Source organism: Kitasatospora sp. NPDC058218 (genome assembly GCF_042882445.1).
In the GTDB taxonomy this organism is placed as follows: domain Bacteria; phylum Actinomycetota; class Actinomycetes; order Streptomycetales; family Streptomycetaceae; genus Kitasatospora.
The window spans coordinates 1-11,800 of sequence record NZ_JBHVWC010000062.1 but is presented as its reverse complement, the minus strand read 5'-3'; the positions used below and the strand labels follow the sequence as shown (position 1 = coordinate 11,800).

9 protein-coding genes are annotated in these 11,800 nt (G+C 72.8%); 4 read left to right on the top strand and 5 right to left on the bottom strand.

The features are described 5' to 3' along the window. Positions 1-24 precede the first annotated feature (24 nt). The 3 genes from ACFVYI_RS32480 to ACFVYI_RS32470 all read right to left on the bottom strand — a co-directional run bounded on the left by ACFVYI_RS32480 (position 25) and on the right by ACFVYI_RS32470 (position 4,086). The gene (locus ACFVYI_RS32480) at positions 25-1,992 is read right to left on the bottom strand and encodes an anthranilate synthase family protein (RefSeq protein ID WP_387892217.1); all 1,968 of its coding nucleotides are present in this window, start codon (positions 1,990-1,992) and stop codon (positions 25-27) included. Continuing rightward, complete coding sequence (locus ACFVYI_RS32475; protein ID WP_387892216.1) at positions 1,989-2,663, bottom strand: isochorismatase family protein; 675 nt, start codon at positions 2,661-2,663, stop codon at positions 1,989-1,991. Before ACFVYI_RS32475 ends, ACFVYI_RS32480 begins: the two co-directional genes overlap by 4 nt. Before the next feature lie 208 nt (positions 2,664-2,871). Further along, positions 2,872-4,086: a 3-deoxy-7-phosphoheptulonate synthase gene (locus ACFVYI_RS32470; RefSeq protein WP_387892214.1), complete on the bottom strand. Its 1,215-nt coding sequence runs from the start codon at positions 4,084-4,086 to the stop codon at positions 2,872-2,874. Positions 4,087-4,620: 534 nt separating this feature from the next. On the opposite strand from ACFVYI_RS32470, the gene ACFVYI_RS32465 reads away from it, so the two are divergent. Beyond that, positions 4,621-5,385: a glucose 1-dehydrogenase gene (locus ACFVYI_RS32465; RefSeq protein WP_387892213.1), complete on the top strand. Its 765-nt coding sequence runs from the start codon at positions 4,621-4,623 to the stop codon at positions 5,383-5,385. Between the two features lie 53 nt (positions 5,386-5,438). Here the strand turns inward: ACFVYI_RS32465 and ACFVYI_RS32460 are convergent, their stop codons facing one another. Then, a complete protein-coding gene (locus ACFVYI_RS32460; RefSeq protein ID WP_387892212.1) occupies positions 5,439-6,341 on the bottom strand; it encodes a ScbA/BarX family gamma-butyrolactone biosynthesis protein in 903 nt (300 codons plus the stop codon). A 136-nt stretch (positions 6,342-6,477) separates the two neighbouring features. Here ACFVYI_RS32460 and ACFVYI_RS32455 point away from each other — a divergent pair, with 136 nt between their 5' ends. The 3 genes from ACFVYI_RS32455 to ACFVYI_RS32445 all read left to right on the top strand — a co-directional run bounded on the left by ACFVYI_RS32455 (position 6,478) and on the right by ACFVYI_RS32445 (position 10,540). Continuing rightward, positions 6,478-7,131, top strand: coding sequence for a ScbR family autoregulator-binding transcription factor (locus tag ACFVYI_RS32455; protein WP_387892211.1), 654 nt, complete (start codon positions 6,478-6,480; stop codon positions 7,129-7,131). A gap of 254 nt (positions 7,132-7,385) precedes the next feature. Then, the gene (locus ACFVYI_RS32450) at positions 7,386-8,540 is read left to right on the top strand and encodes an IS701 family transposase (protein WP_387892210.1); all 1,155 of its coding nucleotides are present in this window, start codon (positions 7,386-7,388) and stop codon (positions 8,538-8,540) included. Positions 8,541-9,097: 557 nt separating this feature from the next. After that, on the top strand, positions 9,098-10,540 hold the full coding sequence (locus ACFVYI_RS32445; protein WP_387892208.1) for an IS701 family transposase: 1,443 nt from the start codon (positions 9,098-9,100) through the stop codon (positions 10,538-10,540). A 47-nt stretch (positions 10,541-10,587) separates the two neighbouring features. On the opposite strand, the gene ACFVYI_RS32440 is transcribed toward ACFVYI_RS32445, so the two are convergent. Continuing rightward, positions 10,588-11,295 carry a ScbR family autoregulator-binding transcription factor gene (locus ACFVYI_RS32440; protein ID WP_387892206.1) on the bottom strand — a complete coding sequence of 236 codons (708 nt, stop codon included), beginning with the start codon at positions 11,293-11,295 and terminating at the stop codon, positions 10,588-10,590. Between the last annotated feature and the right edge of the window lie 505 nt (positions 11,296-11,800).

The window sequence follows — 11,800 nt, the reverse complement described above, 5'->3', positions numbered from 1 at the left end:
GGTGACCCTCGCCGAGCTCGACGCTCAGCCGGCCAGCACCTCGGTCAGCAGCCCGCCGACCAGCCGGACGCCGTCCTCGGTGAGGATCGACTCGGCGTGGAACTGCAGCGAGGCGAAGTGCGGACCGCGCAGCGCGTGCACCTCGCCGCTCTCCGCGTCCCGGCTCACCTCCACCAGGCCCACCCCCTCGCACTCCACCTTGGCCTCGACGCTGCGGGCGGCGAAGGTGTTGTAGAAGCCCACCCGCTCCCGGGCGCCGAAGAGGTCGATCTCCCGCTGCACGCCCTGGTTGGGCGCCTCCCGGCGCACCAACGGCAGGCCGAGCCGCAGGCCGAGCACCTGGTGGCTGAGGCAGACCGCGAAGAACGGCCGCCGCTCCTGGAGCAGCACGTCGATCGTCGACCGCAGCCGCGCGATCTTGGGGTGCCCCGTCTCGCGCGGGTCACCCGGACCGGGGCCCATGATGACGAGGTCGTACCCGTCCGGCGGGTGCGGTTCGTCGAAGCGGCGGACCGTCACCGACAGCCCGAGCGAGCGGAGTTGGTGGTCGATCATGGCGGTGAAGGTGTCCTCCGCGTCCACCACCAGCACTCGGCGCCCGGTCAGGAGCGGCTCCGGCCGGGCCCGCGCCGCGTCCGGTGCCAGCCAGAAGCCGGCGATCGTGGCATTGCGCCGCTCCAGGGCGGCCAGGACGTCCGGGTGCCCGGCGAGCCGGACCGGGCCGTCCTCGGGCGGGGGCCCGGGAACGGCGGCCCGGGCCGCCGGTGCGGAGCCACGGCCCGCCGGACCGTCCGCCTGCAGGGCCGCGAGCAGCCCTGCCGCTTTCGCCCTGGTCTCGGCCACCTCCTGCTCGGGGACGGAGTGGCGGACCAAGGTGGCGCCCACGCCGATCCGCACCCGGCCCGCGTCGTCGATGTCGGCGGTCCGGATCAGGATCGACGAGTCCAGGGCGGCGCCGCCGTGCTCGTCGCGCCCGATCAGGGCGACCACGCCGCTGTAGTAGCCGCGGCCCTGCGGCTCGTACCGGCGGATCACCCGGCAGGCGCTCTCCAGCGGGCTGCCGGTGACGGTCGGCGCGAACATCGTCTCGCGCAGGATCTCGCGCGGGTCGCGTGTGCTGCGCCCCTCGATGAAGTACTCGGTGTGGGCGAGCCGGGCCATCTCCTTGAGGTACGGGCCCACCACCCGGCCACCCGTGTCGCAGATCCGGGCCATCATCTTGAGTTCCTCGTCCACCACCATGTACAGCTCGTCGGCCTCCTTGCGGTCGGCGAGGAAGTCCATCACCTCCGGCAGCGTGGGGCCCGCGGGCGGGTACCGGTAGGTGCCGCTGATCGGGTTCATCACGGCGTTGCCGCCGGAGAGGCTGAGGTGCCGCTCGGGGGTGGCACCGACGAAGGTGCGGGCCCCGGTGTGGACGATGAAGGTCCAGTAGGCGCCGGACTCCCCTTGGAGCAGCCGCCGGAAGAACGACAGCGCGCTGTGCGTCGTGTAGCCGGTGATGTCGGCGAGGAACGAGCGCTTGATGACGAAGTTCGCCCCCTCGCCCTGGCCGATCTCGTCCGCGATGACCCTGCGCACCGTGTCGGCGTAGGCCTCGTCGGCCACGTCGAAGTGACCGCCGGCCAGCGTGATCGGCACGTCCGGGAGCCGCCGCAGCACCTCGGCCAGCGGCAGGACGCCCTGATCGGTGACGGTCATCGCGATCAGCGGCTCGCCGTCGTCGGCACAGGCGAAGCCGCGCTCGGTGATCTGCCGGTAGGGGACGACCGCCAGCACCTCGTGCCGCGCGCCGCCGCCGGGCGCGGGCCCTTCGGGAACGGGGAGGTCGGCCAGCGTCCCCGGCGTCGACACCGTGCCGACCAGCACGTCCAGCGCGTCCGGCCCGGTCGACTCCGGGCGGTGGATGAGGGCGAAGGCGGGCGGCCGCAGCGCCAGGACGCGGTCGAGCAGATCCACGGTGAACGGCGGCGGTGCCCCGGCCCCGGTCATGCGCCCGCCTCCCGGACGCCGCCGGCCGCGACGGCGGGCGGCCGGAGCCGGGCGAGGACGTCGTCGGCGGTGACGACCACGGCGCAGCGCTGCGCCGCGTAGTCGAGGGCCAGCCGGTGGTACTCCTCGGAGAAGTCGGCGGTCGCGTCGGCGACCAGGAACGGCTGGATGTCGTTGGTGAACGCCTCGACCGCGCTCATCAGCACGCCGACGTGGGCGTAGACGCCGCAGATGACGAGCTGGTCGCGGCCGCGCTCGCGCATCCGCTCCAGCAGGTCGGAGCGGAAGAAGGCGCTGTAGCGCCACTTGGTGAACACCCAGTCGTCCGGCGCCGGTTCGAGCGGCTCGACGACCTGCCGGTCGACCGGGTCGACCCGCATGCCCGGGCCCCAGAAGTCCTTGAGCAGGCCGCGCTGCTCCTCGGTCATGCCGCCGGGCTGTGCGGTGTAGGCCACCGGGATGCCCAGCGCGGCGCTGCGTTCGCGCAACCGGGCGGCGTTGCCCACGAGTTGGTCGCGGACGGCCTCGGGGAACGGGCGCAGGAAGTAGCGTTGCATGTCGTGCACGAGCAGCACCGCCCGGGCCGGGTCCACGGTCCACCGGGCGGTGTTGCCGGGCAGGTCGGCCGCGGTCGGCATCGGGTACGGCGCGATGGGGGGTATGCCCGCCATGGCCTTCCTCTCCTGAATCGGATCGTTGGTGTGGCTGGGAGCTCCGGTGGGGCCGGACGCGCCGATGTGGTCGGGCAAGCGGTCCGACCGGGAGTTCCGGCGCGGCCGGGGTGTACTGGCGTGACCGGGGCGTACCGGTGTGGCCGGGCGGCCCGGCGACGCGGCTGCCGGGGGCGGTCGCGTCGCGCTGCCGGGCCGCGGCAGGAGATCAGGCCTGGCCGCCGGCCGCGCCCACCGGGGTCGATCGGCCGGTCAGCCACCAGGCCGACACCACGGACAGCGCCTGGCCCGGGTTGAGCCGCGGGTCGCAGAAGCTCGTGTACTTGGCCCCGACCTCGTCGATCCGGGACTCGCTCTGGACGCATTCGGTCACGTCGTCGGGGGTGGTCTCCAGGTGGAGCCCGCCCGGCGTGCCACCGGCGTTGCGGACCGCGTGCTGGAACTCCCTGACCTCACGCGAAATCGCCTGTACGAAACGGGTCTTGAGTCCGTCCGGAGTGCTGACGGTGTTGCCGTGCATCGGGTCGGTGAGCCAGATCACCGGGTGCCCCGCGCTGCGGACGGCCGCGACGAGGGCGGGCAGCCGCTCGGTCACCGCCTCGACGCCCATCCGGGCGATCAGGGTGAGCCGGCCCGGCTCACGCCGGGGGTCGAGCCGTTCGCACAGGGCCAGCAGCTCGTCGACCGCCATCTTCGGGCCGACCTTGCAGGCCACCGGGTTGCTCACCTCGGCGAGCAGCGCGACATGCGCTCCGTCGACCTGCCTGGTCCGCTCACCGATCCAGGGCCAGTGCGTGGACGCGAGCAGCAGCCGCCCCTCGTCGTCGCGGCGCAGCATGGGGACTTCGTAGTCGAGCAGCAGCGCCTCGTGGCTCGTCCAGACGGGCGTACCGATGGAGAGCGGACCGCCGCGGCTGCGCCACCCCAGGTGTCCCATGACGTCATGGGCGGTCTGATATCCCGTCAGCAGTCTCAACGGGTCGGGGCGCCGCAGCTCGGGGTCGGGCTCCGGGCTGTTGACCATGTGTCCGCGATAGACCGGCAGTTCGACGTTCCCGACCCGCTCGGTGGGGTTGGAGCGGGGCTTGGCGAACTGTCCGGCCATCCGGCCGACCCGCACCACCGGCTTGCAGGTGTCCAGTTGGAGCGCGCCCGCGAGCAGGTCGAGCACGCCGACCTTGCGCGCCACGTAGCCGGGGGTGCATTCGGCCGGGTCCTCCGCGCAGTCGCCCGCCTGCACCACGTGGGCCTCGCCCGCGGCGACCCGGGCCAGCAGCGCGCGCAGCGTGCGGACGTCCTCCGCCTCGACGAGTGCGGGGCGGGTGGCCAGTTCCTTCCTCACCTGTCGGACCAGCGCAGCGTCTTCCCAAGGCGGCTGCTGCAACGCGCTTTCCAGTCGGATATCGAGCAGAGTACTTTCCACCGATTTCTCCAAATCGCGAATGGGCGATGGGCGCAGTCGCCCCACGGCCGAGCAGGCGAGCATTTCGCGCAACTGTCAACAGAGCCGGAAATCGAATCCACACGGACCGGGGCAGCAGTCGCCGCAGCGTCGGCGCGGCCTTGGATCTCCTCGTTCGTCCTGCGTGAACACCGATGAAACACGAGGGCCGCGGGCGGAGAAGCCGGGCTGAACCGCCGCACCGGATCGATCGGCGCCGAACCGTCGGCGACCTCCCGCAACCCCCTGAATCATGTAGCAGAACGGAGATGCCGCCAACGTTCGTCGCCGCACTTCGTCAGGTGACCGGCAGTTCGTCAGGTGACCGGTACTCCGTCAGGTGACGAATAGTCCATCAGGTTGTTGCGGGCACGTAGCACCGCCGTCCGCGCACGGCGCCGTCAAGGCCACCGGCGGGCCCCCTTGGAGAATCTGAGTCGTCGTCATATCCCTTTGGCCACAGGGAGACCGGCGAACCTCGTGACCTCCTCGGCGGTGGCCTGCCAGACTTCGGCCATGGATAACGATCTCCTTTCCGGCAAAGTCGTCCTCATCACCGGCGCGAGCAGCGGCATCGGCGCGGCAGCGGCCCGGGTCTTCGCCCGGGAGGGCGCCGCCGTGGTCCTCACCGCCCGCCGGGAGGAGCGGCTGGCCGCCCTGACCGCCGAGCTGCGGGACAAGGGTGCCCGCGCCGAGTACGTGGTGGGCGACGTCGCCGTCGCACCGGACGCCGCCGCGGCGGTGGACTTCGCGGTGGCCGAGTACGGGCGGCTCGACGCGGCCTTCAACAACGCGGGGATCGGCGGCGACCGCACCCCGCTGCACCTGATGGCGGACGACGTCTACGACACCGTCATGGACACCAATGTGCGCGGCGTCTTCAACTGCCTGCGGTACGAGATAGCGGCGATGCTGGAGAACGGCGGGGGCAGCATCGTCAACAACAGCAGTGTGGCCGGCCTGGTGGCGATCCCCGCCGCCGCTCCCTACATCGCCTCCAAGCACGCGGTCATCGGCTTCACCAGGGCCGCCGCCGACGAGTACGCCAAGCAGGGCATCCGCGTGAACGCGGTCGCCCCCGGAACCACCCGCAGCGAGATCACGGCCGACTGGTTCGGCCGCAACCCCGGCCTGGAGGAGTTGGCCAACTCGCTGACGCCGCAAGGGCGCACGGCGGCTCCGGAGGAGATCGCGGAGGCGGCGGCCTGGCTGCTGAGCGACCGCTGCCCGTTCCTGACCGGCACGGTCCTGCCGGTGGACGGCGGCTTCGTCAATCAGTGACTCGACCGGCGATCAGCCGGTGAGCCGCCCACGCCGGGCCGCCGCCGCCCACGTCACCGCCGCCCGCCGTTGAACTCGACCCGGAAGGCCTGCTCCCCGCCCTGCGTGCCCGTGACCCGGACGGCGTGCAGCGCGGGGTGGCCGGACGGCACGTACTCGGCCTCGATCCAGCACGGCCGGTCGAACTCGACGTAGCGCCGGTAGCTGGTGGCGACACCGGTGGGCAGGAAGGGCGACCGGCCCCGCAGGGCCTGCGCGGCCTGGGTCGCGGCCTCCAGCAGCGCCAACCCCGGTACGTGGTCCACGGGGTGGTCGAAGAGCAGGTGGTTGGCCGGGTCGTTGCGCAGCAGCCAGCGGTGCGGCCGGTCGCCCGGCGCGAGGGCCACGTCGGCGGCACGGAGCCGGCCCACGAGGCCGGTGGCTATCGGCTCCGGTAACGACCAGGCGCCCCAGCCGACCCCGGGCCCGTCACCTCGGACCCGCCGGTAGGCCGCGGGCGAGATCCAGCCGAACTCGGAGTCCGCCCGGGCCACCGGGGCGCCCTCGCACCGGACCAGGATGCCCATCCGCAGGGCGCTGACGGCCCGTCGGCTGCGTTCGCCGGCCGACACCGTGACCCGCACGTCCAGCGTCGCGCTCCGGCCGCGCGGCACGCGGAAGTCCGGATCGACCGTGAAGTCCAGGGTGCTCAGCACGGTTTGATGGGTCAGCGGCACGTCGTACTCGGCATGTGCGACGACCAGGCCGCTCTGCCGGATGGTCTGGGCGAGTATGCGCGGGTCGTACGGCAGGTCCACCTGCACGGCCGGCCATCGGACGTCCAGCCCGAACTCGTCGACCCCCAGCCGCTCCCAGCCGGCGACCAGGACGGAGGTTTCGCGTCGAAGATGTGCGTAGGCGCCGAGGAGAGTCGGCGAAGGAGTGGATGGACGTGGTGCGAGAGTGACGTCTTGCAAGGCCCCCCCTTGGTCTGACGGGTCTGCACAGCTCAGCGGACTGTGCTATTCAAGTACCGGCTCTCCGGTCGGTTTCGAGCCATGATGGGCAAGTCTAGTTCAAGCAATGGTAAAGAGAATGCAGTGGAGGCATAAAGTGTCAAGGCAGGAGCGCGCGATCCACACCCGCCGAGTGATCCTTGAGGCCGCGGCCGAGATGTTCAACGAGCTCGGATACGACGCGACCACCATCGGCGGCCTCATCGAACGCATCCAACTCACCCGCGGCGGGCTGTATTTCCACTTCACCACCAAGGAGCAGCTGGCCCGCGGCGTGCTGGCCGAGGCGGTGACCATGGAGGGGCTGACCCCGCAGACCTTCAAGCTGCAGGAATGGGTGGACCTCGCGCTGCTCCTCGCCCACCGGCTGCCCCGGGAGCCGATGCTGAGCGCCGCGATCCGGCTGTCCGTCGACGTCAAGTCCCGCGGCCTGTTCGGCACCCGGTGGCCCGACTGGATCGAGGTGGGGCAGGGGCTGCTGACCGAGGCGAAGGAGCGCGGCGAGCTGCTCACGCACGTCGACCCGGCGGAGACCGCGCGGCTGTTCGTCGGGGCGTGGACCGGGGTCCAACTGATCACCGAGACCCTGCCGGAGCGCACCCTGTCGCAGGAGATCTCGAACCTGTTCGCACTCGTCCTCCCCAATATCGCCAGTGCCGGCGTGCTGGCCAGACTGGACTCCTCCCCCTACCGCGCGAAGCGACTGCTGGAGGAGGCCGGCCGGCCCGAGGTGCCGGCACAACTCGGCTGAGGGCCTCGGGAGAAGACCGACCCCCCGAGCGTCCCGGCGCCCGCGCCCCGGCGACCGTGCCGGCCGGCCGGCACGGTCATCGCGTCGCGACGTACGGCATCTCCGCGGCGCAACAGGGCAGCCACCGCCCGCGCCGGCCTGTATAAAATAGAACAGGACAGCAGTCCTCTTTTGGGAGTTCGAGCCGGACGACACCGATGCGGGGCGGTGGCTCGTCCGGTCGGCTGGGGTGGCGGACCACAGGGGGATCAACCATGCGACACCTGCACCAACCTGTTCGCGCAACCGACGAGTCGGCCCCCGCGGCGGCCCTGGACCCCGAGCTCAGCGGCGAGCTGTTCGGCTCGCTGCGACGCAGCGGCCAGCGGCTCAAGGCGGAGCAGTACGTCCGCGGCCTGCTGGCGCTGGAGGGGCGCAAGACCCTGCGCGGCATCGCGGCACAGTTCGAGGGCGCCGCGGCGCAGCAGAGCGTGCACCACTTCATCAGCGCGTCCCCCTGGGAGTGGATGCCGGTGCGGCACGCCCTCGCCCGCCAGGTGCAGCGGACGCTGGCGCCGCAGGCCTGGGTGATCAGACCGATCCTGATACCCAAGGCCGGCTCCCACTCGGTCGGCATCGACCAGCAACTGCTGCCCCTGGGGCGGATCGTCAACGGCCAGCACGCGGTGGGGGCCTGGCTGGCCTCCGGGCACTGCGCCGTCCCCGTCGACTGGCAGCTGCGGCTGTCCGCCCGTTGGCTGGCCGATCCGCTGCGGCAGCGGGCGAGCGTTCCCGCCGACGCCGCGGTCGCCACCATCGAGGACTGCGTCCGGGCCGCGGTGGCCAACGTCCAGCAGATCGCCGGCGTGTTGCGCGGGCCGGTCGTCGTGGACGTCGCCGAGGTGGACGCCGTGTCGGTCGCCCGCTTCCTCGCCTCGATCGGGGTCGCCTTCGTGGTGCGGGTCGGGCCGCAGGCGCAGCTGTGGCTCGACCGGACCGAACTGCCCAGCTACAGCGGCCGGGAGCGCACCGCCGGCGAGCTCGCCGAGTCCCTCCCGCGGCTGCGCCGGCAGGTCAACCCGGGCGACGGCCCGACGACGGCGGTGGCGATCCCGGTGGTGACCTCGCCGTCGCGCGGTGACCGGATGCTGCTGCTGGGCGAGTGGCGCCCGGCCGGGCGCCCGCGCCGGCGACTGTGGCTCACCAACGCGGACGCCCCCTCCGTCCTCACCGCGCTGCGGCTCACCCGGCTGCCGGGGGTGGTCGTGCGGGACTTCACCGCGATCTCCGAGAGCGTGGGGGTGCGGGACTTCGGCGGGCGGTCGTTCCCGGGCTGGCACCGCCACATCACGCTGGCCTCGGTCGCCCATCTGATCGCCGCCCTGGGGTCGTGGGGGCCGGCGGCGCGTGACCGCCGGACCGATGGCTGACCCGACCGCCGCGACTTCACAGGACTACTGTCCGGTAACGTGACACTCTCACTCTCCGTTCCATGCCGTCGGCCCCGTTCGCTCCTTACTGTCTGGGGGCAGCGCGCAAGGACCTCCGTGACCGCCGCCGACCTCGGAACAGGAGTGTGTGCAGTGGAGTTCACCCTCACCGGACGTCCCCGGCAGCACCCCGCCGGCGGTCCACCGCACACCCCGCGACCACAACGGGACGGGCGTCCGCTCAGCAGCCCGTCCCCCGCTCGCCCTGATCGACCGAGGCTCGGCCCGCCGACCGCTCCGCCGACGCCGACGAGGAGGCCGGTGCCCGCACCCTCCGGCGACTGACCCGGCGCATGCGGTGCGAGCCCCCGGCGACGGCCGGCCCGGCCGGACTCCGCTCCCGCTCCGGGCCCGACCGGCGACCACGCATGCCGCGACGAAGGTGGCGGAGCCGGCCCGGCCCCGTTCCCGCGCGCCCCGGCCCGATCACCGCGCGAGCCCGGGCCCCGCCACCCCGTCCGGCGCGTCCCCCCGAACACCTCGACTACGGAGACGACTTGACCACTCAGACGTTGGCACAGCGGCGGCGCGTCACGGCTCCGGTCACCGGCAACGACCGGTCGAAGCCCTCCGCCCGTTCCGCCGGCCCCGCCGTGTTCCCATCGCCCGCCCCGACCACCGCCACCCCGCTGCGCCCCGCCCCCACGGGCAACCACGGCGGCGACGGGCCGCCGCCCCCACCCGCGCCCGGAGATGCCGCGGTGGCGGCCGACGAGCCCGCCGTGGCCGGCGGCTCGTCCGGCCCGGGCGCGGTGCAGCACGCCCGCACACCGTTCCCGCCCGGCTCGCACGACGCCCTGCTGACCGAACTCTGCTCAATCCTGTTCACCTCCCTGTCGCGCAGCGACCAGTGCAGGAAGGGCATGCAGTACCTGCGCGGCCTGCTGGAGACGGAGGGGCGCAAGTCGATCCGGAACATCGCGGCACTGCTCGGCAAACCGGCGTCGGAGCAGAACCTGCACCACTTCATCTGCAGCTCCACCTGGGACTGGGTGCCCATCCGCCGGGCCCTGGCCCACCACCTGCTCGGTGCGGCGGCCCCGCAGGCGTGGGTGGTGCAGCCGATGATCATCCCCAAGACCGGACGGCACTCGGTCGGCGTGGAGCGGCACTTCTTCCCCACCCTGGGGCAGGTGCTGAACGCCCAGCACGCCATCGGCGTCTGGGCTGCCTCGGAGGAGCTGAGCACCCCGGTCAACTGGCGTCTGCACCTGCCCGAGGTCTGGCTCAAGGACGATCTGCGGCGCAGTCAGGTCTCCATTCCGGACGAGGTCGGTGTGGAGACCCTGGGCGAGTGCATGATCGAGGCCTGCCTGGAGACCACGACGGGCTGGGGGCTGCCGGTCCGGCCCGTGGTGCTCGACATCGGCGAGCCGCAGGCCATGACGATCTTCGGGAAGCTCAGCGCCCACGGCGTGCCACTGCTCGCCCGGGTGGGCGGCGACCTCCGGCTGGCCGTACTGGACTCCGTCCTGCCCGGCGCCGGGAGCAGGCCCCTGCCCGCCCACCGGATCATGAGCCTGGCCAAGGACATGCGGCGGCCCGTCCCGGGCAGGGAGCACGGCCCGCACGCGTCGTCACGGGCCGGTCTGGCCGCCACCATCCGCGTCGGCCTGCCGTCGCCGACCGTCCCGGCCGCGGCGGGCGGCGGGCAGGCCGGAGCGGGCGGGGAACTGCTGCTGCTCGGCATCGGCGAGGAGGGCGGGCACTGGCCCGCGGAGCTGTGGCTGACCAACCTGACCGCCGTCTCCCCGGCGACCCTGGTCCGGCTCAGCCGGCTCACCGAGAAGGTCGACCGGGACTTCACGGAGATCGCGGACCGGGTGGGCATCCGCGACTTCACGGGGCGGTCCTTCAACGGCTGGCACCGTCACGTCACCCTGGCCTCGGCCGCCCACGCGGTCGTCGCGCTCGCCAACCGTCGCGAGCGGCCCGTCTGACCGGACGTCCGGTACGGCGGCGCGAGGCCGCGTCGCCGTACCGGACGTCAGCAGCACGACAGGGCGTCACAGGGCTGCGACGCCCTCCGGCCGCCGTCCTCGGCCCCGGCCGCGGCCGGTGGCCGGCCCCCCGGGGGCCCCGTGCAGCTGCCCTCCGGGGCGATCCCCGCCCGCACCTCGGCCGCCGCGAGCTGCGGCAGCATCAGCCGCCAGAACGGCGTGACCGCCTGGCGCGAGTGCCAGTGCGGATCCCGCCGCCCCAGCACCTCCAGACCCGCGATGACGGCCGTGATGGCGGCCACCGCGTCGTCGAGCACGATGTCGGCGGCCAGACTGCCCTGGGCCCTGGCGACGGTCAGCATCAGCTGGACCCAGTCCTGCCACTGCTGCCACAGATTCGCGCCGCCCGGCCAGGTCGCGTCACTGCCGAGGCAGAATCCCGCCCGCAGCACCGCGTCGCAGGACAGCCGCTGGGCCAGCGTGTGCGAGGTGTCGACGAGGAGCTGGAGCGGTGCGGGGTGCCGCAGCGGAATGTTGCCGGTGATGTGCAGCAGGGTTTCCGCGGCGGCGGATTCGACCGCCTCCCCGAGTGCTCGCTTGTTCCCGAAGTGGAAGTGCAGCGCGCCGTGGCTGAGACCGGCCCGGACGCAGATCTGCGTAATGGAGGATTCCGCGAAGCCGGATCGGGCGAAGGTCTCTGCGGCAGAACGGATCAGTTCCTGCCGTGTGCGGACGGCACGATTCTGCTTGGCCATGGGAGCGCTCCGGAAATGTGGTGAGCGACGGGTGAAACGCACGGAGACATGCCGCAGGGCGACAATGGAGGCGCCGATTCCGCAAGCCGTCACCCGGCCCGGCGGGATCATGCCCGGCGGAACATGTGCCGGGGTGGATCGTGCCCGGTCCGGATCGGCCTGGATCGCCACCCCGGGAAAGCTGTCGGAGAAACCTGCCGGGGCCGCCGCCCCCGGCCTGATCGACTTTGCGCGCATTCACATGCACCGGGTCGGATTCTATCACGTCCGCAACTCTCCATGTACGGAACGTAATGACCCGGAGCGCGATCGGGCTCGAATTGCTCGCCCCTCAGTTCGACCACGTCGGCGGTCCCCCGGAATACCCGTGCCGGTGGAATATTCCGCCCCGAACCGGCCCCGACGCCGCATGCGAAGTCGCCCGGGGGGGCGGGCCCCCCCGGGGGGGCGCCGGGCCGGCCCCCCCCCCCCGCGGCGGGGGGGGGGGGCGCGGGGGCGCCGCCGG